17 protein-coding genes are annotated in these 21,242 nt (G+C 61.7%); 1 reads left to right on the top strand and 16 read right to left on the bottom strand.

Annotated features, from left to right (window positions below; translation table 11 throughout):
- Positions 1-17 precede the first annotated feature (17 nt).
- The 7 genes from galE to V6Z91_RS15380 are packed head-to-tail and all read right to left on the bottom strand — an operon-like array spanning position 18 to position 8,198.
- Positions 18-1,016: a UDP-glucose 4-epimerase GalE gene (gene galE, locus V6Z91_RS15410; RefSeq protein WP_338758423.1), complete on the bottom strand. Its 999-nt coding sequence runs from the start codon at positions 1,014-1,016 to the stop codon at positions 18-20.
- Complete coding sequence (locus V6Z91_RS15405; RefSeq protein ID WP_338758422.1) at positions 1,017-2,270, bottom strand: glycosyltransferase family 4 protein; 1,254 nt, start codon at positions 2,268-2,270, stop codon at positions 1,017-1,019.
- Positions 2,254-3,564: a nucleotide sugar dehydrogenase gene (locus tag V6Z91_RS15400; RefSeq protein ID WP_338758421.1), complete on the bottom strand. Its 1,311-nt coding sequence runs from the start codon at positions 3,562-3,564 to the stop codon at positions 2,254-2,256. The genes V6Z91_RS15405 and V6Z91_RS15400 overlap by 17 nt, the downstream gene beginning before the upstream one ends.
- A gap of 41 nt (positions 3,565-3,605) precedes the next feature.
- A complete protein-coding gene (locus tag V6Z91_RS15395) occupies positions 3,606-5,522 on the bottom strand; it encodes an alginate lyase family protein (protein WP_338758419.1) in 1,917 nt (638 codons plus the stop codon).
- 53 nt (positions 5,523-5,575) lie between these two features.
- Positions 5,576-6,679, bottom strand: a complete 1,104-nt coding sequence (locus tag V6Z91_RS15390; protein ID WP_338758417.1) for a glycosyltransferase family 4 protein — start codon at positions 6,677-6,679, stop codon at positions 5,576-5,578.
- Positions 6,676-7,788, bottom strand: a complete 1,113-nt coding sequence (locus V6Z91_RS15385) for an acyltransferase (protein WP_338758415.1) — start codon at positions 7,786-7,788, stop codon at positions 6,676-6,678. The genes V6Z91_RS15390 and V6Z91_RS15385 overlap by 4 nt, the downstream gene beginning before the upstream one ends.
- Positions 7,785-8,198, bottom strand: coding sequence for a serine acetyltransferase (locus V6Z91_RS15380; protein WP_338758413.1), 414 nt, complete (start codon positions 8,196-8,198; stop codon positions 7,785-7,787). Before V6Z91_RS15380 ends, V6Z91_RS15385 begins: the two co-directional genes overlap by 4 nt.
- A 178-nt stretch (positions 8,199-8,376) precedes the next feature.
- Between V6Z91_RS15380 and V6Z91_RS15375 the strand changes: the two genes are divergently transcribed.
- The gene (locus V6Z91_RS15375; RefSeq protein ID WP_338758411.1) at positions 8,377-9,600 is read left to right on the top strand and encodes a glycosyltransferase; all 1,224 of its coding nucleotides are present in this window, start codon (positions 8,377-8,379) and stop codon (positions 9,598-9,600) included.
- Positions 9,601-9,858: 258 nt separating this feature from the next.
- Here the strand turns inward: V6Z91_RS15375 and V6Z91_RS15370 are convergent, their stop codons facing one another.
- From V6Z91_RS15370 to epsE, 9 genes are all read right to left on the bottom strand, one after another.
- Positions 9,859-12,093: a heparinase II/III family protein gene (locus V6Z91_RS15370; RefSeq protein ID WP_338758410.1), complete on the bottom strand. Its 2,235-nt coding sequence runs from the start codon at positions 12,091-12,093 to the stop codon at positions 9,859-9,861.
- A 307-nt stretch (positions 12,094-12,400) separates the two neighbouring features.
- Positions 12,401-13,348: a beta-1,6-N-acetylglucosaminyltransferase gene (locus tag V6Z91_RS15365; RefSeq protein ID WP_338758409.1), complete on the bottom strand. Its 948-nt coding sequence runs from the start codon at positions 13,346-13,348 to the stop codon at positions 12,401-12,403.
- A gap of 22 nt (positions 13,349-13,370) precedes the next feature.
- Positions 13,371-14,927, bottom strand: a complete 1,557-nt coding sequence (locus V6Z91_RS15360) for a hypothetical protein (protein ID WP_338758407.1) — start codon at positions 14,925-14,927, stop codon at positions 13,371-13,373.
- Entirely contained in the window at positions 14,924-16,513 is a 1,590-nt protein-coding gene (locus V6Z91_RS15355; RefSeq protein ID WP_338758405.1) for a hypothetical protein, read from the bottom strand. The genes V6Z91_RS15360 and V6Z91_RS15355 overlap by 4 nt, the downstream gene beginning before the upstream one ends.
- Positions 16,514-16,527: 14 nt before the next feature.
- Positions 16,528-17,208 (bottom strand): exosortase-associated protein EpsI, B-type, encoded by a 681-nt coding sequence (epsI, locus tag V6Z91_RS15350; protein ID WP_338758403.1) that lies wholly within the window; start codon positions 17,206-17,208, stop codon positions 16,528-16,530.
- Positions 17,205-18,122, bottom strand: a complete 918-nt coding sequence (xrtB, locus tag V6Z91_RS15345; RefSeq protein WP_338758401.1) for an exosortase B — start codon at positions 18,120-18,122, stop codon at positions 17,205-17,207. Before xrtB ends, epsI begins: the two co-directional genes overlap by 4 nt.
- A complete protein-coding gene (epsG, locus tag V6Z91_RS15340) occupies positions 18,122-18,994 on the bottom strand; it encodes a chain length determinant protein tyrosine kinase EpsG (RefSeq protein ID WP_338758400.1) in 873 nt (290 codons plus the stop codon). The genes xrtB and epsG overlap by 1 nt, the downstream gene beginning before the upstream one ends.
- Positions 18,995-19,006: 12 nt before the next feature.
- Positions 19,007-20,410 carry a chain length determinant protein EpsF gene (epsF, locus tag V6Z91_RS15335; RefSeq protein ID WP_338758398.1) on the bottom strand — a complete coding sequence of 468 codons (1,404 nt, stop codon included), beginning with the start codon at positions 20,408-20,410 and terminating at the stop codon, positions 19,007-19,009.
- Positions 20,411-20,445: 35 nt separating this feature from the next.
- Positions 20,446-21,237, bottom strand: coding sequence for a polysaccharide export protein EpsE (gene epsE, locus V6Z91_RS15330; protein WP_338758396.1), 792 nt, complete (start codon positions 21,235-21,237; stop codon positions 20,446-20,448).
- Positions 21,238-21,242: the final 5 nt, after the last annotated feature.

The following is a 21,242-nucleotide window of genomic DNA, read 5'->3' as shown; positions in this document are numbered from 1 at the left end:
GCAGACCCCCTGGATAGTTATTTCGATGAAGATTGCCAACGCCATGTGTCGGTGCACATGCGGGCAATGTCGAACTGTGCTTTCCAGCCGAGCTCGCGCTCGGCCCTCGCCGTATCCGCATAGCAGGCGGCGACATCTCCGGGTCGTCGGTCGACGATCTTGTAAGGAACTTTCCGGCCACTCGCGGCTTCGAACGCGCGCACCATCTCGAGCACGCTGTTGCCTCGGCCGGTCCCCAGATTGTAGGTATAAACACCAGGACCTGTCGCCAGCTTGTCCAGGGTCTTGACGTGGCCGATCGAGAGGTCGACCACGTGGATGTAATCGCGCACCCCCGTGCCGTCGGGCGTCGAGTAATCCCCGCCGAAGACGGACAGGAATTCGCGCTTGCCTTCGGCCACCTGCGCCACGTAAGGCATCAGGTTGTTCGGGATGCCGCTCGGCTCTTCGCCGATCAAGCCGCTTTCGTGCGCACCGACCGGATTGAAATAGCGCAGCAATGCGATGCGCCAGGCGTTGTCCGACTTGTACAGGTCGCGCAGGATTTCTTCGATCATCAGCTTGCTGCGGCCGTAAGGATTGGTGGCCGACAGCGGGAAGTCCTCGGTGATCGGCACCGAGGCCGGATCGCCATACACGGTTGCCGAGGAACTGAAGACGATCGACTTGCAGTTGAACTTGGCCATCGTCTCGCACAGCGCGACGCTGCCCGAGATGTTGTTGTCGTAGTAGCGCAGCGGCTGCGCCACGGACTCGCCGACCGCCTTCAGGCCGGCGAAATGGATGACGGCATCGAACTGGCGCGTCGAGAACGCGCGTTCCAGCGCGGCGCGGTCGCGGATGTCGCCCTCGACGAAGTCGAAGGTCTTGCCGGTGATGCGCTGCACACGCTCCTGCACGGAGCGGTCCGAATTGGACAGGTTGTCGAATACCAGGACATCATGGCCGGCATTGAGCAATTCCACGACAGTGTGAGAACCGATGTAACCCATACCGCCGGTAACAAGGATGTTCATTCAGCTTCCTTTATAAGATGGGGGTACCGCGCCGGGCAGCGGAGCATTGGCCGAATACAGCCGCTCGTACGCCGCCAGCAACTTCGGCGCCTCGTATTGCCATTCCAGCTCGTTCACCACGCGGTGGCGCCCGTACTCGCCCATGCGTGCGCGGCGCGCAGGATCGTCCAGCAGTTCGGCGATTTTCTTCGCCATGTCCACCGGGTCGTTCTTGTTCGCGTACAGCGATGCCTCCTGCGCCGACACCTTGCCTTCGGCCAGGTCGAACTGCACGATCGGCTTGCCCAGCGCCATGTACTCCATGATCTTGTTCATGGTGGACTTGTCGTTCATGTCGTTCGCCACGTCCGGGTTCACGCACACGTCGGACGTGTTCAGCATTTCCAGCAAGTCCTGGTCCGGCACCCGGCCGGTGAACGTCACATGGTCGGCGATGCCCATCTTCACGGCCAGCGCGCGCATCTGGTCGAGCGACGTGCCGCCGCCGACGAGACCGAAGTGCACGTCCTTGCGGCCCATGTCCACGATCAGGTATTTCGCCGCTTCCAGCAGCAGGTCGATGCCTTCCTGCGCGCCCATCACGCCGACGTAGCCGACCAGGTAGCGCTTGCCCTTCTTGAGCGCTTCCACGGGCGGCAGCACGCGCAGGCGGTCAAGCTTCGGACCGCTGCGCACGACATAGACCTTGTTCGGGTCCATGCCGCCGCGTTCGATCGCGATGCGCTTGTACGACTCGTTGGTGGCGATCGACACGTCGGAGGTCTTGAACGACCAGCGCTCGAACAGCACCATCAGCTTGTAGAAGAAGTCGCGGCGGCCGAACTTTGCCTCATACAGCTCCGGGTTGATGTCGTGATGGTCGAACAGGAACTTCTTGCCCATGGTGAGCTTGAAGAACCCGCCGATCAGGAACAGCAGGTCGGGCGGATTGCATGCGTGGATCACGTCGAAGCCGCGCTGGAACAACACCTTCCACGCCAGGCGGAAGGTGTGGAACAGCGCCGCCGAATACTCGATCGCGTAGCCCTTGGCGCCCTCCGCCTCCAGCGGCAGCTTGTAGCGGTAGATATGAATGCCGTCGATTTCTTCGTAACGGCTCTCGTACCCCTTGCCGGTCGGGCAGATGATCGAGACTTCGTAGCCGTTCGCATGCAGCGTGGTCGCTTCCTGCCATACGCGCCGGTCGAACGGCGATGGCAGGTTTTCGACCAGGATCAGGACACGCCGGCTCTTGCCTTTACCAGCAGATGCCATCGTACTGGCCTCCGCTCTGCTCCTTGCTGATGCGCACGAGATCGACGATGGTCTGGCCATCCTTCAGCATGCCCGGCACCTGCTTGAACTCGGCCGCGCCGTTGCCGATCACGACGGTGTCGGCGAATGCCAGCACTTCTTCCATCGAATCGACCATCAGCTTGGAGATGTGCGGAATGTGGTTCAGGATGTAGTCCTGGTTGGCGCCGGTCAGGGCCGCCAGGTTCACGTTCTTGTCGTACAGCTTCAGTTCGTAGCCCTTGCCCAGCAGGTGCTCGATCACGTCGACCAGCGGCGATTCGCGCAGGTCGTCGGTGCCGGCCTTGAACGAGAAGCCCAGGATGCCGATCTTGCGGGTGCCCTTGTCGACGATCATCTTGACGCCCTTCTCCACCTGCTTGCGGTTCGATGGCAGGATCGAGTCCAGCAGTGGCAGTTCCAGGTCCAGCGAGCGGGCCTTGTAGGTCAGCGCGCGCACGTCCTTCGGCAGGCACGAACCGCCGAAGGCGAAGCCCGGCTTCATGTAGTACGGCGACAGGTTCAGCTTGGTGTCCTGGCAGAAGATTTCCATGACCTTGTGGCCATCGATGCCGACCGCCTTGCAGATATTGCCGATCTCGTTGGCGAATGCCACCTTCACGGCGTGCCACGTATTGTCCGTGTACTTGACCATCTCGGCCGTCGCCACGTCGGTGCGCACCAGCGGCGCGTCCATTTTTTCGTACAGCTTCACCAGCATCTCGCCGGCGCGTTCGTCGGTTTCACCGATGACCGTCTTCGGCGGGTGGTAGTAATCGTAGACCGCGGTGCCTTCGCGCAGGAATTCGGGGTTGTTGCAGACGCCGAAGTCGACGCCGGCTTTCTTGCCCGACGCCTGTTCCAGCGACGGGATCACGACCGAGGTCATGGAGCCCGGCAGCATCGTGCTGCGGGCCACCACGACATGGAAGCCATCCTTTTCCTTGATGGCCGCACCGATCTGTTCGCAGACCTTGCGCACGTGCGACAGGTCCAGGTTACCGTTGAGCTGGGACGGCGTGCCCACGCAGATCAGCGACATGTCGCTGTTCAGCACCGCATCGCGCACGTCGGTGGTGGCCCGCAGCTGGCCTTCCTTGACGGTCTTCGCGATCATCTCGCCGATGTCCTTCTCGATGATCGGCGTGGTGCCTTTGTTGATCAGGTCGACTTTCGTCTGGTTCGGGTCGACGCCGATCACTTCATGTCCGTCGGTTGCCAGGCAGCCGGCAGACACCGCCCCCACGTAGCCCAGGCCAAAGATGCTGATTTTCAAGATACTGCTCCTTAAATGATTGGTTTCCGCGTGCGATATCGTCACGCCAGCGTGATCCGGGTTTCGATTTCGGTCTTGCCGTGAATCTTGCCGCGCCAGACGGCCGTCGTAATGGCCGCCTTTTCGTCAAACGTGCGCGAGATCCACCCACCGATCGGTGCCTCGCTGCAGCGCAGCAATTCGGCGGCGCCAGGCAAGGTGCACTGCATGCGCAGCGCCTTGCTCCGGGCGTTCACGACAAGTTCCGTTCCAGTTGTCTCCACCCGGCAGCCTTCGGCAAAGTGCCAGTGCAAGGCGATATCATGATCGCCCCGACATTCTAGTATATCTTTTACAACAATAGCATTACAAGTTGCATCAAAATGTATTTTGCGGCGGTGCAATACGGGGTCCTGTAACCGGCGGTAACCATCGTGCTCCCCTTCGAACTGCTGCACGGCCCCGGAAGCCACGTGCGCCAGCGCCTTGGCGTTGGCTTTTTTCAACCACATGAAATTGCCGCCGATTTCCGACTGGTCCTGCCCGTCGACCTGGACCGTATTGTGGGCGGCCGTGCTGCGGAAATAGTCACGCCAGGCCTTCTGCGTGTGATACGCATAGGTGCCGGGATCGATCAGCAGTTCTTCACCGCCGGCTGACAGGGTAAAGGCCAGCGCATCGGCATGGCCGTGCGCCGCGATGGACAGGTAACCGAGCGGTGCACAGTCGACGACGATCCGGACCTCGTCGGGGGTGCCGAAATCCTTGCCCAACAAGTAGTACCCGCCCTCGGGAAACGCCAGCACCGGCTGCTCGGGAGCCTCGGCCAGCGCCGCCCATGCGGCCATGCCGTTCGCACCGAACAGCCAGCGGTTCTTGTCGTCGAGCCGGCCGGCCTTGCGCTTGAAGTCGCCCCGCTGGAACAGCAGGGCGCAACTGGCCAGCAGCGAACGATAAGGGCTCCAGCCCGCCTCGTGGGACAACCTGACCATTTGCGCATCGTCGGCATCGCCCGTCATCGGCACGTTGCCGCCGACATCCATCATCGCTGCGACGAATTCGGCGAGCCGCTCCAGGCGCCCCAGGAAGGCACTGGAGAACCCCGCGCCGTTGGCCGCGCCGATATGATGGCACAGCAGCATCATGTCCATCACTTCGTGCTGGTAATAGATGGCCTGCTCCTTGTTGACGCCATCGGCAGTGTTCTGCTTGAGCGCCTCGACCTCCAGTCCGCGGCGCGCGAAGGCTTCCCAACGAGCGCTTTCAGTCCAGCACGGCCATTGCACGCTGGCTACGAACAGGCCCATGTACTCGCCGAACAGGTGATTGTTGGCCGAGGAATGATGCGACAGGTAACCGCGGATGAAGTGGCAATGCTGGTAGATATTGTCCAGCCAGCGCCGCTGGAACCGCATGCCATCCTCGCCGCGGAACATGGCGCTGCCGGCACCACCCAGCAATTGCCAGGCAAACGCCCAGTTCAAGAGCCGCACCGCGAGTTCCAGGGAGCTGGTCCAATGCACGCCGCGCGGATAAGGACACTGGTCGAACCACGATTCGAGCAGCAGGCGGGCGCCGGCGGCGTAACGCTGCTCGTTCGTGGCGCGCCAGGCGAGCGCCAGCGTCACAAGCTCGAGGTGCCGGCTGGGTTCCCACAAGTACTTGATGTCGCCGACGACCGATTCGCGGCGATAGTCGATGGCCTTGCCCAGCTTCATCGGCGCCACGGTGCCCGTCTTCGGGTCGCGATTCCATTGCGGCGGGAAACCAAGTTGCAGCCCATGCATGGCGAAGACGTTCCACCGTCCGGCCAGGATTGCGTCCGCCGCGGCGCGCAGCGACGGCAGATCCACGCCTTCCGCCGCCTCGCCGATGAAGACCGCGCCGGTCTTGTCCAGCCGCGGCGCGGGCGGCGCCATCGCCAGGCCGAGCCCGATCTTGCTCGCCTTCTTCTGGGCGATTTGCTGCACGCGCCACACGATTTCTGCCGGGCTCATCAGACTGAGCCGGCGCATTTTCCAAGTCAGGGAACTCATTGCTTCTCCGTCAACGGCCGCGTCGCGAGTACCGGCGCGGCGCGCGTGATACCCAGTTCGGCATAAATGGCTTCGATGCGCGGCAAGATCGCTTCGACGGAGAAAGTGGTCTGGATCTTGCGCCGTGCCGCCTGGCCCATCCGCTCGGCAAGTTCATCGTCCCGCAGCAGTGCTTCGACGCGCGCGCGCAGGGCCTCCTGGTCGCCTGGCTGAATCAGGTAGCCTTCCACGCCGTCGGTCACCGCTTCCGGAATCCCGCCGACCGGAGTGGTGACCACAGGCAAGCCCGCGGCCATCGCTTCGAGCACGCTCATCGGCAAGCCTTCGTTATAGGAAGGCAGCACATACACCCGGGCCGTTGCAAGCTCGCGGTGCTTGGCATCGCCGACCACCCAGCCCAGCAGATTCACGTTCCGGGCAATGCCCAGCTCGGCCGCCCGGGCGGAAGCCCGCTCCAGGTCGCCGTCGCCACCGAGGCGCAGTTGCAGCGCCGGAACGGCCGCCGCCAGCGGCACCGTCGCTTCGAGCAGATCGTAACTGCCTTTTGGCTGGCCGATGCGGCCCAGCATCAGCACCACCGGCGCAGCATTGCGCAGCGAGCGCGTCTCCGGCGGGACCTGCACCGGATTGTAGATGGCGACAATTGCGCGGTTCGTGCTGATCGTCTGTGCCCAGGTCTTCCACGTGTCGGACAAGACGATGACGCGGGAAGCATTGTCGAACATGTAGCGGATCGCCGCCTTCCCGCGTGACGAGCATTTGTCATAGAAATGGTGGAACGCACCGCTGTGCAGGTGCACGATCGTCGCCCTCCCCGCCAGATGGGCGAGCGTGAAGAATGGCAGCTTGCGCCAGAAGCTCGCACGCGACGACACGTGGATATGCGCAAGGTCGACCTGGCCGCTGATCAGCAGCCACAGGAAAGTCAGCAAGGCCCCGACCGAGATGCGGAGCTTGGCGAACTTGCCGCCGTCGCAATGGGTGGCGATGTAGCGAATATTGTATCGGTCGAACAGCCCGGCAGCCCGGTACACGTTGACCACCGACGAGATACCGCCCATCGTGTCGAAGCGAGTACCGATCATGACGATTTTTTTCATACCTGTCCTTTCTTGACAATCGAAGGGGCAACGGGCGCGACGCCTCCGTGCAAGCGCTTCCTCATGCGGGCAAGTGGCTGCTCGACCGTGCGATACACCAGATAGGAAAAGGCGATGGTCAGGATCAGGGCTATCGTTCCCCTCAGCAGTTCAGGCTGGCCCGGCAACGTCCGGCGCGAGACGGATATCCACAGCAGGTGGCTGAGATAGAAAGTGTAGGAAATCGCACCCAGGAAACGCGCCGTACGGGTGTTCAGGGGGCGGAAGATCGGCCACTCCGGATGGCGTACCGCCAGCCAGAACAGCGGGAACAGGCCAAGACCCTGCATCGAATACCGCCACGTATCGCGGAAATCCTCGTCACGCACCATGAAGCTGGCGGCCAGCAGCGCCACACCGACTGCGAGAGCCAAGAGCTTGGCAGCTTTCGAGGGGAACGGATCGCGGTCCAGCGCCGGGTTCATCCACACGCCCATGATGCAACCGAACAGGATGCTGTCGAAACGCGTGTCGGTGGCCAGGTACGTGCGATCGCTCGGTGCGTTCAGGAAATAGATCAGTACGCACCGCCAGAGCAGGACGGCAAGGCAGATGAAGAAGAACACGGCAGCAGTGCGCGCGCCGGACCCGCGCCGGGCAATCCATACGAAGAGCAGGGGGAAGACCAGGTAAAAATGCTCTTCGACGGCGAGGGACCAGTAAGTTCCCGTTGTCGGCAGCAGTTCCGAACCATGGTGATCCAGCAGGTAATAATTACTATATTGCAGCAAGAGCGAGAGCACACCACCGGTCGTCGTATAGTCCGAGAAGTGCATGATCTCGGTAACCACGAAAATGACCGCCAGAACGAGGTAGAGCGGCGGCAGGATCCGATAGGCCCGGCGCTGGTAGAACGCGCGGAAATCGAGCCGGCCGCTCTCCTCGATCTCACGGCGCATCAGCGTGGTGATCAGGTAGCCGCTCAGGAAGAAGAACACCGTCACGCCGAATGCGCCGGGGATAAAGCGGCCGGCGCCGGCATGGCTGAGGAAGACCGTCAGCGCCGCGAAGGCGCGGACGCCATCGAGCGACGGCAAGTGAAAGGACTGCATACCTGCGCGACCGGTCATGGCTTCTCCTTCAACGTCGCAGGCACGCCGACGGCGATTGCTCCCGGAGGCACATCATGGAGCACGACGGCATTGGCGCCGATGCGGGCGGCGCGCCCGATGACCACCGGCCCGAGGACGCAGGCCCCGACGCCGATCTCGACATCATCTTCGATCACGGGAACCTCGTAGCGGCCGGCCCGGCCGCCGATCGTGACATTTTGGGCAATCTTGACGTCGTTGCCGATCTTTGCCCGGGCGTGAACGACGACACCAAGCCCGCTATATGCGAAACGCACGCGGGCACCAACCGTCGCACCCGGAGGCAGCACCACTGCGAAGAGAATTCGGTTCAATCCGTACAGCAAGCGAGGCACTACCGGAATGCCGCAACGATGCAACCAGGCGGCAAGCCGAAAAATTTTAATCATCTACTTTCCAAAAGCATGTCTCGGCCGGATGGCCGGGGTCAACCGCAAGGGTAACTGGAATCATAACAAAACGTCAACTGCGATTTCAAACGTGCCACACCCTGCCGCACGGGAACTTTTATCATATAATCAATACTTTAGTGTTTCCCAGGGCGGTGCAGCCGCCGATCAGACTCCGATGAGTATAGACTTTGAATCAACGCGCGTTTTGCAATTCGTACCAGAACCCCTGCCCTCTTATCGTGCCGACGTCTCCACCCTGTTCGGCAAGTACCTGCCCCGCTTCGGCGTTCGATGCGACCTCGTCGGCAAAGCCGGGCAGACCAGCGAGCCGCCCCCCCATGACTTCGCATCGGTAACGAAGCCCGAGCGGCGGGGCGGACGCCTGCGCCAGGAATTCGATTTCCTGGCGCTATGCCTGCGCCGCGCGTGGCAAGTGCCGCGGCAGCAAGTCGACGTGATCCAGGTGCGGGACATGGTCACCATCGGCTTGGCCGTCATGCTGATTGCGAAGCTGCGGGGCATCCCCTTCGCCTATTGGGCCTCGTTCCTGATGTGTGATGGCCGGATCGAGCGCAGCAGGGCCGAACTGGCGAAGAAGTTCCGGATTCACTACTTCCTTACATTATGCAAGGGACTCGTGGAGAAGTTTGTTTTTTATAAAATTGTGTTGCGTAATGCCAACCACGTGTTTGTCCAGAGCGAGGCAATGAAGCGCCATATGGTCAACCACGGGATTCGCGCCGAGCGCCTGACAGCGGTACCGATGGGAATCGACACGGAACTCCTGCGCGCGGACGCGCTGGCGCCACGACGGCTTCCAGGCTGGGAGAATATTCCGGTGGTCGCCTACCTGGGCACGCTGGATCGCTCGCGCGAGATCAACATCCTGATCGACGCCCTTGCCGCCTTGCGCCGCAAGTTACCCGCGGCGCGCCTGTTACTGATCGGCAGCTCACCGACGCCGTCCGACCACGACGACTGGCTCGCCCACGCACGGCGGCTCGGCCTCGAGGAAGCCGTCGCCATCACCGGCTGGCTGCCGGGGGCGGAAGCGCAGTCCCTGCTGCTGGGTGCGGATGCTGCGATCTCATATATCCCGCGGAACAAGCTGTTCGACGTCAGTTCACCCACCAAGCTGCTTGAGTACCTTGCGCTGGGTCTGCCGGCCATCGGCAACGACAGCCCCGACCAGCACTTCGTGCTGACGGCCAGCGCGGCTGGATGGCTCACCGCCAGTACTGCCGAAGACTTTGCCCAGGCGATGCACGAAATCCTTGCCGACGTGGAAACGGCACGCGCCCGCGCCAGGCAGGGCCGCGCCTTCATTGAACAGCATCGCAGCTACCGGGTGCTGGCCGAATCACTGGCGCAGCGCTACCGCGTGCTGGCCACCGCCTGACCTGCGGTACCCGGCACAACGATCGCATCGCGGGGCCAGCTCCCGCGATGCCCGGACCGTGGGCACCCCCGGCCTCCGCCGCGCTTACCTCGCTTGCAGATCGGCTGAACGCTGCCGTGGCAGAAGCAAGGCTCAGGTCGCTACTGACATCGACCAATTCAACAAGTTCCCCGTTCAAGGGAAAGCTTGGCGTCAGCGAACAGCGCCCAAAAAAAAAGGCCGCTGTCTCGGACAGCGGCCTTTTTGCCTTGCGGACGATTACCGCCCCGGCAGGACCAGGGACTGCGCGCCGACTTTCAGCACGCGTCCACTGGACGTGGTGGTCAGCGAAATGGCCGGATTCTTGCAACCGACATCGAGCACGACCAGGAACTCGCCGGTCATCGCCTTGCCCGTCTTGGTCAGGACGACATGGTACTCGGTACGGCCGCTCAACTGTGGCGTATTGGTCGGCCGGACAACGTGGTATCCGGAAGTCACCGGCCGGATGCAGACAGTCTGACCCTGGCTGGTTACCTGGAGCGCCCCCGACGACAGGTCGGTAATCGGGGCAAACGCGTGGACATTCCACTCATAAGTCCGCGAAGTCGCCGACGCCAGCGTGTCGTGAACCACAACCGCATCCTCGGCCCGGAGATACCACAGCTTGCGCTGTGCGTTCGTCAACGCGCCGCCGTACGCCTTGGTGGCGATACCTTCCACGTAGTCCATGTCCGGCGTATGGGAGTAGGCCGTGATCTTGCCGTCGTTCTCGAGCTGGGCGGAATTGTCCACGTCCGTCGCCTGGCCGATGCCGCCGTCGAACGTAATGCCGTTATGCGACCTGGTGCTGCGATAGTAACCTTTCCACAGCGGCGAGCCATAATAGTCGTAATAGCCACCCTCGCCCAGCAGTGGAATGCCGCCCTTGAACAGCACGAAGGTATTCTGGTCACCGTGGCTGTGGTTGTACGAGCCATACGGGCTGGACTTGAAATAGACCGACGTACGGTTCATGTCACGCAGGTTGCTGTGCATTGCCGCCCAGCCGATGCTCGGGAAGACGGCGGAAGGCGTACCAGGTCCAGCGGCCGCCACGGTCGCGGAAGGCAACGGATAGCTCGACTTCAGCAGCGTGAGCGCGTCATGCTGGCCTTGCAGCGCGTTCGAGTACCACGCGGCGGCCGGATCGGCGAAATTGGTCGCATAGCCTTTCATCGTCGACTGCATGGGCGTAACCTCGTGGCCGTCGCCGAACACATGGCTCTTCTGACCCGGCGGAACGAAGTACATGAAGAATCGCAGGAACCCGTAGGACCACGGCTTGTCGTAAAGATTCAATCCCATGGCATGCAGCACCGGCTGCCACACGGTCGAGTACAGACCCAGCGCGTATTCGGCGTAGGCGGTACCGTTCGCGAAACCGCCCTCCGGGCCGCTCCACGGGCTCAGCGAGCTGATATACGAGCGCAGCGAGAAGTCGAACCACGTTTGCGCTTCGTCGACATCGCCAAGCGCCAGCACGGCGATTTCGGCGAGACCGGCGGTATTGCTGATGCCGTGCGAATCGAACGGGAACTCATCGGTCCGTACGTTGTCCTTGGCAAGATCGGCGTAGATCTGGCTACCGTAGGCGCGGATCGACGCGACCCATTTGGCCCGGCGCGTGGAGTCGAGGCCGGAGCCCAGGATATCGATCCCACGGCTCAGGGCCGACGCAATCCCGAACGGCGCCTGGTCCTGTTGCGCATAGCTGGTCGGGCCGAGGGGGTTCATGGCCGCCAGCTCATCGCCGCGGCGCAGGGCCTCGGTCAGGTATTTCTGGGTGCCGAGCAGGTGGTACAGCAGCGCGGCGGATTCGAGCTGGCGCTTGCGCGTATTCAACTGCTTGCGGACATCGGTTTGCTGCGCGGCCTGGGCCGCGGTAGTCACGGACGCCGTGTTGAGCGTCCACTTCGAATCCGAGATCACAGGCAGGTTCGTGATGTACCAGTCGACTTCCTTCTGCAAGGTGGTCAGCGCGGCGCCGCGCTCCGCCTTCATCTCGGCGGACCAGGATGCGTACTTCACGAAGTTGGTCGGCAGGCCACGGGGGCGGGCCTTGGCCAGAACCCTGCCGCGCAGCGTGGAATTCTCGGGAACGACGAAGGTCGACGATTTTTCCGCGATGGTGAAGAACCGGTCCGTGGACCATTCGATCCGGTCGGCCGGACGAACACGCCACGAATACTGGCCCACCGCCAGCGGTGCCGAGGGCAACAGCCAGTTGCGGGTGGAGGTGTAGGTGTACACCACGTTGGTACCCTGGCGAACCTCCACGACGTAAGACGACGGATTACTGGAATGACGCGCCCACGAGAAAGTGGGTGGGTTCTGAACCTGGGTTTGGTAATCGTTCGGCAAGGGCCGGATAACCAGCGGCGATGCGGATTGTGCCCAATCAGCGTGGGCATGGCCTACCAATCCAGGAATCGCGATAAGGAGCGTAGCGCGAATAAATTGACTTAATTTCATGAATGCCTCGGAACACGAATTTTAGACTGGCCCGTACCGCATCTTAGCACCGCGATCTGGCCGAACGCGCCCATTATACGATATTGCCGTAGAAAAACACCCGGGTCCCGAGAAAAAAGCCGAGAATACCACAGGCAAACTTTGGCAATAAGAATCCATGCCAAACTTGCATCTAATTACTCTGCACGCATTTTTGTTGTCGTGCCTATCACATGTGTATCTTAATTTGAATCAACAATTATCAAGACCTCCGCCCTCGCTTATTATGCAGGAGCGCAAGTCTGGACCGGGTAATCACCATATAATCTTAACCGTCAGTATGCTCGGGCTCGTTATTTCTCTGCCGAACTGAATCCAGCGTGTCCAGCACCTTTGCCGACCGCACGGCGTCGAACTTGCGGGCGAAATACTTCCCTGAAGCCTGCATTGCGGCAAGGTCGCGCTCATCGAGAATGGCGGGGTCCTCGCGGCGAGGATCCCAGTCGATATAATGAAGCGACGCTTTATTCTCGTTTTTCATTTCACCTGGCCGCTTGATACCGTCGATATCGAACCTGTTCAAGGTGGAGGCATACGGGGAATTGAGAACAATAGTCTGGAAGAATATCTCATCGCAACAGCTGACCGATCGGAAGAATCGGAGATAATCCGAATTGGCCGGGCTCTCGACAAAGCCGACGATATATTCCGCGATATCGCCGGTTATGCACCAGGAAGTGGAGCCGCGATATGGCTGCATATCCGCGACGAATTTACGATCGGGTAGTCTTGCGCTGATTTCCTTTACGAGACGATTCGCCACCCGCTTCAGGAACCGGGTCGGCACTTTTGCATAAAGATCGTAGTAGCAATAATTCCTGACTTTCGCGACAAAGTCCGTCCCGTCGGCCAGCGCGTAGAAATTCATATAGCTGCGCGTCGGCGCACCAGAAAGCAGCGACACCAGTTCCCGGTGCGGCCGCAATGGATAATCCCTGCCGCTCAGGAAGATCAAATAATCATGCCGTGCGCTTCGCGAGGCAAGCGTCAGCAGCTTGAGCATGGATTCGACCTGGGAATAGCCTCCCCAGTTCACCTTGATCCGGTCGGTAACGAACTCGACCGGCACGCCGTTCACGGCCGCGCGAAATGGCGCCTCGTCGAACTTCGCATCGATGTGCGCGTAGATCGACACATTGTCCGCGTGAACAGCGCGAACCAGCCGTCCGAACAGTTCAGGCTGGTCGTGCGCCAGTATCATGTATGCGATACGCATTTCTTTATTCCCGTGTTTATTATTACTTGCCTGCGCTAATCAGCTTCAACAGCCGCGCGAGTTTGGGTGAAGTCGCATTGACCTCGGCGGCCTCGTTCCTGGTGATCAGGTTGCGCGTGCGGAGGATGGCGATAAAGCAGATTGCCACCGCGGCCGTGGCAACGAGCGCGCCAATCGAATTGGCACCGATCAGCCACACCAGCGCACGGCCGACGCCCGCGCTGATAAGGACAGGCAGCAACAGATGTACCAGCCAGCCAAATCCCATTCCTTCCTGTAGCACCGTTTCACGCGTCAACCATCGTAACCATGCATAAACAGCGAAATATGGCAGGGCACTCGCAATAATCAGCACCTCCGGATTGCGCAAGGCCGCGCCCACTGCCAGCAGGCCATAGCCGAGGATCGAAATCCACACCCATACCTTGTTATGGTGAACAATGCGGCCGACCGGATTGAGAACGATCCACAGGGCCTCGCCGATGGTCAACGCCGCCATTTGGACGAGCAGCAAGGCGGCAATACCGACTTCCGTACCGTAGCGGTCGCGCGTGGCGAAATCGATCAGGGGGCCGCCGCACCCGATCAGCACAGCCAACCCAAGCGCCAGGATGACGACATTCAACCTGATGAGCAGCGACGCCGTGAGGCGCACCCTCGACAGATCCTGGTTGCGTGCATATCCATTTGCAAGCGCAGGCTCGACGATACCTTTCATCATGAACGCTGGCATGAACTGGTAGGCACGGTCAGCGATGGTCTGGAAAAAGCCGAAGGAGGCGGTGACGACCGGGGTCGCCACGGCGCCGACGATGAGCTTCATGACACCGCCGCGGAACGGCAGCGTGAGCATGTAAGTCATCTGGGTGCTCAGGCTTTCCCAGATCATGCGGCGCCAGTCGAAGCCAAAATGGAGGGGACCGCCACTCGCCTTCGGCGCCAGCGCCCTGATTTCGGCCAGCAGCGTGACCAGCAGCGCGGCAACGAGCAAGAACTCCGTGCCAACGAGAATATCGCCGATCATCACTGCGTCCAGGTTGCCATAATGCCAGATGGCAAGTGCACTGAGCGCAAAACGCAATGTCGTCATCACCAACAGGTACATGGCCTGGCGCCCCTGGCGGCCAAGGCTGTTGCAGAACGTGGAGAGCGAATCGCTGAAACCCACCGCGACGGCATACCAGACGTAGTGCCAGGGCAGGCGCGTCACTTCACTGGCGATCTGCTTCGGCAGCAGTTCGAGGGTGAGAAAACCAAGGACGAAGAGCAGCGCAGCGATCGCCAGCTGCCTCAGCAGGAGCAGCGAACCGAACAGCAGAAACATCTCGCGCCACCGTCCCGATTCGCGCAGCGGCGGGACATAGCGGTAGACCAGCCTGTCCATGCCGAACATCGTCGCGAACACCAGGATCCCGTTTGCCGCGGTGAGAACGGTGAACGACACGTAGTCGTTCACGCTCAGGTGCCGCACCAGCAAAAATTGATACGCGAGCGCAACGATAGCCCCCAGGGATTTTGCCGCGGTGAAGAGCTTCGCCTGAAGGACCAGGCGGGAAGCGTGATAAGGACTCACCGTCATGCTGCGCCTGCGATCTGTGCTCGCGCGACCGCAGGATGGACTTTCGGCTTACTGCTCGTGCTTGAGAAGCGGGCGGCCTGCAGTACCGTACCCGCAGCGAATACAAACAATAACTGGGTCGCAGGGTCATCCATGAGCGTACGGTTATAGATAATCAGGGACGTAATCAGGATGAGGATGGCCTGCGCCGCCTCCACCATCGCCGCCGCTTCCGGCGAACCATCCCGTTGTCGCAGCCTGCGCGAGCCCGCCATCAGCACGAAGACGAACAGGCCGATGTAGGTGATGGTGCCGAGGACGCCAACGTCCCACAGCAGCGTTGCCAACGTGGTCGGATCGACGTGCAAGGGCGCGAAGCGCGCGGCGAGCTTGCCGGATCCGAGTCCCGGCCCGCCCTTGACCGCGCCGGGTCCGTACCCGATCAGCCGGCTTCCGACCGTCGCGGCCTTGTCATCGACCCAGAGGGCGACCGCCGCCGCGCGGCCCACCTCGCCAGTCTTGTGATTGATCTCGTTGGGATCGAAGAAGTAGCCGCCGCTGGCCTCGAGCGCACCGGTCACCGTGCTCTGGTTCGTGATGTCCTTGCTCCAGTACAGGGCGCTGTAGGTGCTCCAGATGGCGCCGGCCACCACCACGATCAGCGTCGAATAACCGATGAACGCGAACAGGTTGCGCATCATGCGCCGGCGCAGGACGAAACAGAACGCGATGGGCATCCACACGAACGCCGCCTTGACTTCGCCGAGGAGGATGACAACGATACTGACGATGCTGAACAGGATAACGCGCTTGCCCGACATCAGCCCGCGGTCCCAGCGGGCCAGGACGTAGCACATGAGGCCGATCATGAACAGCACGAGCAGCGCGCTGTTCCCCCCGCCGCCCATGCTGCCGCCGAACGTGCCGACCACGGCGTCGTGCGAGGTCGCCAGGCGGCTTTTCGCGACAACGAAGTGCTGGTACGCAACAACAGGCAACTGCAGCATGGCAACCCCGAGCAGGATTTGCCACAAGGTCTTCTGGCGCTCGATCGACCATCTGAACCATACAAGTGCCAGCAGCACGCCGATCATCGGCCACGCGCTCTTGACCGCAACGACCAATTGCGCGACACCGGGACGATTGTAGATGGTGCTCGCGGCGAAGATCATCGCGTATCCGGTCAGCGCCACCAGCGCGGCCGTATCGGCGAACGTTTTTACGCCAGGCTCTTCGCGACGCTTGGCGAACTGCCGGTCCAGAACGGCCCGGAGAATGAATAGAACAGCAAGACCGATAACTACCCAGGCAGCCTGGCGGTTACCAAAGAAAGACGCAACGCTTCCCTGGACGATGAATGTCAAGACAAACACAATGACAAGCATGCGATAGGAATCGAGCAGCAGGAAACCCATGATGCCGAAGACGGCGCCGGCCAGGATAATGACCAGCACGGGAGAGCCGAGGCCGATGACCGCGCCGAGCAGCAGCGCGATGGCCGCAATGCCCAGGAATAGCAGGATCAGCGCGGCCAGGGAACCCTGGCGGGTACCCGCCGCGCGCGCGCCCGGCATGGCCCCGCGCCCAAATGCAAGGGAAAGCTTCATTACCGAACCGCCCTTCAGAACACACCGATGAGACGGTTCCTTGCCTCGGGACTCACCGCAGTCAGCATGTCCTGCACGAATCTATCCTGGACTCGATAGGAATGCTCGGCATCGCGATCGATTGCCGACACCCTGACCAGCATGCCGTCCGGAATAACACCGCCGAGCCCGTAACGCAGCATCGTCAGGCGCGAGTCCAGCCCGGAAAGGGCAATCTTGTTGCCGATCGTGAGCCAGTAGGTGATCGGCTCGTGGCGCTCGCCCGCCACCGCCATCAGGCGGCGCACGGGCAGGTTGCCGTATTGCGTGTTCAACTGGCCAGGCTTGTTGGTGCGCATGTCGAACCCTTGCGCGACATAGCAGACCTCGGGCTTGTGCACGCCCAGTCCCTCGCTCTGGTCACCGCCATAAGCGATCGACAGCATGACGCGGTCGCCGTTCTGGTTGACATAGGTGCGGGTAACGGTCTGGTTGTACAGCTTGTTGAGCTTCGCCTCGGTTTCCGGATCGAGCTTCAGCGGCACGATCGTCGTATCGACCTGCCACTGCCCGAACTGGGACGGGATCATCTGCTCGAGATTGAATTTCACCGTATTGTCGGCCATTTTCGCCGTCGGCGTCACGACGCGCGTGGTCGCGGCAGCGGAAAGCATCAGGGCGCCGAGTACAAGACTGGTCATTAAAGTGCGAGTCATGCGATTTTCCTTACTTCGGCAGCAGGCGTTTGCCGTTCTTTCCTGCGCACATACCATTGCAGCGCCGAGTCGGCGGCGATGGTCAGCACGAGAGCCGTGATGAACAGAACCATGCCGGCAAAGCCGTGCAGGAAACCCTGCCCCGCCGCGTCGCCCATGAAATACGTGATCAGGCACAGCACGGTTACGCGGATCACATTCGCCGTGAACGAGATCGGGATGATAAGAATTGCTAGCGCGAGGTTACGGAAAGCGGAAGGATGGCGCACCAGGTTCAGGTAGAACAATCCAAGCGATTCCAGGGTCAGCAGCGTCTGCAGGCCCGCGCAGGCATCGGCCACCAGCAACTGATACTGGCCCACCTGCAGGATCACGCCACTACGGGCGATCGGCAGGCCCGCCGCATACAGGATATGTTCGGTGACATGGGACACCGCCATCTTCATCGGCATGGTCAGCATGCTGACCACCGGTCCCGGTAGCGGGATCATGAACATCATGAAGAAGAACGGGAACCACAGCGTGCGCAGCGCGGCCGGGCCACGCTTGATCAGCAGCACTCCCATCAGGAGCATGATGCATCCCAGGATCTCGAATGCCGTGATCGCCTGCGAGCGGCCCAGGATGTACAGCAGCAGCGCCGCCACGGTCAGCACCCAGCCCAGGACCGACTTGCCGGTGTAAGCCGGCAAGGCTTGCACGGACGGCCAGAGGCGGAAGCTCAACCAGATCGACAGCACGAGGATGATCGGGCCGTGCGCCTGTTCCTCCGTCGACCAGATACCCGTGAGCAGGGTATACAGGGTCGGCACGAAAAGAAGCGCCATGCCGAGCAGGATCGGCCACCACGAAGGCAACGCCGCGCGGAACGTCTGCGCGGGCGAAACCGTCCAGGGCACCAGCGGGGCAGCCATTAGTTGTCCACCATCACAGTGCCGACCAGCGCCGCGCCCATCTGTCCAATGCGGTCGGCGACAAGGGCCACGTCTTCATAGCGCGTGGTATTCCTGCGCAGGACAAGCAACACGCCGCCGGTGCGGGCGGCCAGCGTCAGGCCGTCCGTGCTCTCGGCCAGCGGCGGCGCGTCGTACAGCACGACATCGAACATCCGCTCGAGCGCCTCGCGATTGCGATGGAAGGCATCGCGCCCCAGCAGCTCCTGCGGGTTCGGCGGCACCGTGCCGGCGGGCAGCAGCGACAGCGACACGAAGGCGTCGACCGGCACGATCACGTCCAGTTCCGCACGCCCGGCCAGCACATCCGACAGGCCGTTGCGCTGGGCGAGGCTGAGGATATTCTGCTGGCGCGGATTGCGCATGTTCGCGTCCACCAGCAGCGTACGCTCGCCCAGCTGGGAGAACACGACTGCCAGGTTCGAGGCCAGGTTGGCGCCATCGTCGCCCGGCTCGAGCGACAGGACGGTGAGCGACTTCCGGGCCTGGGCAAACCAGCGCAGCATCAGCTGGCTGCGCACGGAGCGCAGCGCTTCGACTTGCGGCGAGAACGGCTCATAGGCGGCCACGAGCTTGGACGAAAAGCGCTTGTCCGCCGAATGGAGGTACGGGTAGTCGAATTGGCGCGCGAGTACCTTCTGGATGTCTTCTTCCGTGATGAAGCCAAGCTGCACGGCGGCTTCACCGAACCGGACGCCTTTCTCCTTTTGCAGACGCAGCACGGCTTCGGCATTCTCGGGGGTGATCTTCCCCATGTCCAACAAGACATGGCCGATGCTGGAGGCCGCCGTTACTTTCGCCGCCGGCGGGATAGAGTGGATAGGCAAAGTCATGATAGTCATCTCTTAATTCAGGCTGAGGCGGCGCGGCGCCAGTTTGGCCAGCACGCCCATGCGGCTGCGCTTGACGGGGCGCCAGTCGACGGTGCCCAGCAGCGGAATGCCAAGGCTTTCCATGTCGCTGTTCATGCGCACGCGGCGATCGAGCAACTCCAGCAGGATGGCGAAGCCGATACCCAGCATGGTGCCCAGCAGCACAGCCAGCAGCGTATTGAGCAGGATGCGCGGGCTCGACGGCTCGGTCGGTGCCGTCGCCGGGTTCAGCACCATCACATCCGATTGTTCGGCGTGCGATTCGATGCGCGTCTGCGAGAAGCGCTGGGCTGCCGTATCGAAGGCACGCTGGGCCGTCTCGACATCCTTGGCGAGAACGTTCAGTTCATCGCGCGTGCGGTTCATTTCCAGCACCTTGGCGCGCTGTTCGGCCAGTGCTTCGCGCAGCGAGGCTTCACGCTGCTGCAGCACGCTGGCGTTGTTGCCGACGCTTTGCGACGTCAGCGCCGTCTGGCGGTTCAGTTCACGCTGCAGCTTGTCCACCTCGGCACGCAGGCTCTGGAACTGCGGGTGGTTGCGGCCCAGGCGCTGCTCCGCTTCGGCCAGCCTGCCTTCGGCTGCGTTCAAGTTCAGCTTGAGGTTCTGGATCAGCGGATTGGAAGCGACGTCCGGAGCGGCTGCGCCACCCGAGCTCGCCATGCGCTGACGGGACTGCGCTTCCATCAACTGGGCCTGCGCGGCCACCAGCTGTGCGGACAGGTCGTTCAGGCGGTTCGTTTCGACATCCAGACGGTTGTCGACGCTGACGATATTGTGCTCCTGCTGGTATTTCGACAGGCGGCTCTGCGCGGCCTCGACATTGTCACGCAGCGTCTTCATTTGCGAATCGAAGAAACTGCTGGCGCGTTTCATCGGGTCGACCTTCAACTGGATCGTGACGTTCTGGTATTCCTCAGCATAGGCATTCGCCACCGCTGCCGCGAATTGCGGGTCGGAACCGTTGAAGCTGATGTTCACGACGCTGCTCTCGCGCGACGGCTTCACTTCCAGCTTCTTCATCAGCAAGCCGGCCAGCCAGTCGCGCACATTGCCGCGCCCTTCGGTCGCGGCCATGAACTGCGCATTGACGGCGGGGCTTTCGGCGAGGCGCAGGCGATCCACCACGCGCAGGGCGACATTCTTGCTGCTGATGATGTCGAGTTGCGTGGCCATATAGCCCGGCATCAACTGCCCTGGCAGGGCCAGGCCCGTCAGCGGATCGACGCCCTTGTAATTCATGACCACCGAACTGGTCGCGGTGTAGGTCTTGGGCAGAAGAGAGCTGACGATCAGCGTCGAGACGACCGTCAGCAGGAAGGTGCCGATCAGGACGCGCCGGCGCGCCTTCAGTATCTGCAATAAAAGATGGAGATTCATGTTTCAGGCTTTCATTTCGATATTGAAGACAGCGGTCAGAACCAGCTCTCCTTGATGTACAGGATGTCGTCGTTCTGCAGCAGCTCATCCTTCTTGGCTTCGATCATCTGCAGATTGCCGTTTGCGTCACGACGCTTGATGATCATACCCCGTTCGGTGCCGCGCGGCGTGAGCCCGCCACCCACGGCGAGGGCTTGGAGCACGGTCATCGAGCGTTCAAGGCGGAAGCTGCCGGGACGCTGCACTTCACCGTAGACGTAGAAGCGCGGCGAACGTTCGACATAGATGACGTCGTTGGCGGCCAGCTCGACATCCTTGTTCAGGTCGCCCTTGCGGACCATTTCCACGACATCGATGACCTGCTTGCTGACCTGGCCGTCGCGGTTACGGATGAGGTTCAGCGTATCGCCGGCTTCCGGACCGAAGCCGCCGGCCAGGGCCAGGACGTCGAGCAGGCTGCGGCGCGCATCCAGCGGATAGCGGCCGGGACGGTTGACCTGGCCCAGGACGGATACCTGCTGGCTGAGGATGGACGTGACGATGATGTTGACCTGGGCACGCTTGATGAAGCCGCCCTTGTCCAGCGCCTCGGAGATCTTGCGCTCCGCCGAGGGAACGGTGAGACCGCCGACCTGTACCTGCCCGATCAGCGGGAAGGTGATGTTGCCCGAATCGCCGATGCGGGTTTCCAGGCCAAGATCCGGATTGTTGTAGACGGAGATCTTGACGATGTCGCCCGGGCCGAGCGTCAGCTCGGCAGCCGATGCGAATGGCAGTACGAACAGCGACAGGCAGGCGAGATAGATCGATAGGAGTAAGCGTTTCATAGATT

It is taken from the genome of Massilia sp. METH4 (genome assembly GCF_037094685.1).
GTDB lineage: Bacteria > Pseudomonadota > Gammaproteobacteria > Burkholderiales > Burkholderiaceae_D > Rugamonas.
This window is presented reverse-complemented; position numbering and strand designations above follow the sequence as displayed.

Coding starts and splice junctions, on each gene's coding strand:
- galE (WP_338758423.1), bottom strand. CDS start 1,016: ATGAACATCCTTGTTACCGGCGGTATGGGTTACATCGGTTCTCACACT.
- V6Z91_RS15405 (WP_338758422.1), bottom strand. CDS start 2,270: ATGGCATCTGCTGGTAAAGGCAAGAGCCGGCGTGTCCTGATCCTGGTC.
- V6Z91_RS15390 (WP_338758417.1), bottom strand. CDS start 6,679: ATGAAAAAAATCGTCATGATCGGTACTCGCTTCGACACGATGGGCGGT.
- V6Z91_RS15385 (WP_338758415.1), bottom strand. CDS start 7,788: ATGACCGGTCGCGCAGGTATGCAGTCCTTTCACTTGCCGTCGCTCGAT.
- V6Z91_RS15380 (WP_338758413.1), bottom strand. CDS start 8,198: ATGATTAAAATTTTTCGGCTTGCCGCCTGGTTGCATCGTTGCGGCATT.
- V6Z91_RS15375 (WP_338758411.1), top strand. CDS start 8,377: ATGAGTATAGACTTTGAATCAACGCGCGTTTTGCAATTCGTACCAGAA.
- V6Z91_RS15370 (WP_338758410.1), bottom strand. CDS start 12,093: ATGAAATTAAGTCAATTTATTCGCGCTACGCTCCTTATCGCGATTCCT.
- V6Z91_RS15365 (WP_338758409.1), bottom strand. CDS start 13,348: ATGCGTATCGCATACATGATACTGGCGCACGACCAGCCTGAACTGTTC.
- V6Z91_RS15360 (WP_338758407.1), bottom strand. CDS start 14,927: ATGACGGTGAGTCCTTATCACGCTTCCCGCCTGGTCCTTCAGGCGAAG.
- V6Z91_RS15355 (WP_338758405.1), bottom strand. CDS start 16,513: ATGAAGCTTTCCCTTGCATTTGGGCGCGGGGCCATGCCGGGCGCGCGC.
- epsI (WP_338758403.1), bottom strand. CDS start 17,208: ATGACTCGCACTTTAATGACCAGTCTTGTACTCGGCGCCCTGATGCTT.
- xrtB (WP_338758401.1), bottom strand. CDS start 18,122: ATGGCTGCCCCGCTGGTGCCCTGGACGGTTTCGCCCGCGCAGACGTTC.
- epsG (WP_338758400.1), bottom strand. CDS start 18,994: ATGACTTTGCCTATCCACTCTATCCCGCCGGCGGCGAAAGTAACGGCG.
- epsF (WP_338758398.1), bottom strand. CDS start 20,410: ATGAATCTCCATCTTTTATTGCAGATACTGAAGGCGCGCCGGCGCGTC.
- epsE (WP_338758396.1), bottom strand. CDS start 21,237: ATGAAACGCTTACTCCTATCGATCTATCTCGCCTGCCTGTCGCTGTTC.